The sequence below is a fragment of the Bartonella sp. ML69XJBT genome (assembly GCF_028618515.1).
GTDB lineage: Bacteria > Pseudomonadota > Alphaproteobacteria > Rhizobiales > Rhizobiaceae > Bartonella.
The window spans coordinates 1-845 of record NZ_JAQITB010000136.1 but is presented as its reverse complement, the minus strand read 5'-3'; the positions used below and the strand labels follow the sequence as shown (position 1 = coordinate 845).

Below are 845 nucleotides of genomic sequence, written 5' to 3'. Positions count from 1 at the left end.
CAAATTGCAGAGCTTGAGAGAGAAATTGCAGAAAAAGATATCAAGTTTTTAAAGAAAACCAAGCAGACCATTGATGAATGTGATGCGGATCTTAAAGAACTGCATCAAAAGATAGATGCGTATGATGAAGCGTTCAAACGGAAGAACGAAATTATAGATGAACTAAAAGCAGAAGTTCAATCACGTGATGAGGAAATAGAGAAGCTTAAAGAAGAGATTATTACCCTTAAAGATAATATAGTACCAGTTGACCCAACTAAAAAATACGAATTCACTGGTGAAATCAAAGAGTACAAACTCAGTGGTGAGAAAGGTGATTGTAAGCATATTTTACACCGAATTCGAGCATTAAAAAACTTTGGTACCATTAAGAAAAGTGATTTAGGAGGCTGGATAGCAAAAGAAGCCAATCTTAGTCACGAGGGTGACTGTTGGGTTGGGGGCGAAGCTATGGTTTTTAGTGATGCTCAGGTTTATTCCAATGCACAAGTTTATGACAAAGCTCAAGCTTATGGGCAAGTGGTTGTTGGCGGTAATGCCAAGGTTTATGGCAATGCGCGTGTGTATGGAAATGCAGAGATTTGGGGGGCGGCACAGGTTTATGAAGAAGCGCGCGTTTACGGATATGCTACCGTTACTAAGAATGCAGAAGTTTATGGTAAGGCACAAGTTTACGAGGAGGCATTAATTTATGGTACAGCGAAGGTTTATGACAATGCAATTGTTTGCGGTAATGCACGTGTTGATACAAGCAACGTTGGTGGTGGTACTTTAGTTAATAGTGGAGAAGTATCTACAGATAATAAAAAGGACTCTTCTCAGAAGAAAAGGAAGTGAGGAGAGAG

1 protein-coding gene is annotated in these 845 nt (G+C 39.4%); it reads left to right on the top strand.

The window, feature by feature from the left end:
* Positions 1–837 (top strand): hypothetical protein (locus PVV68_RS10545; RefSeq protein ID WP_273783054.1); only part of this gene is annotated, 837 nt, incomplete at its 5' end.
* Positions 838–845: the final 8 nt, after the last annotated feature.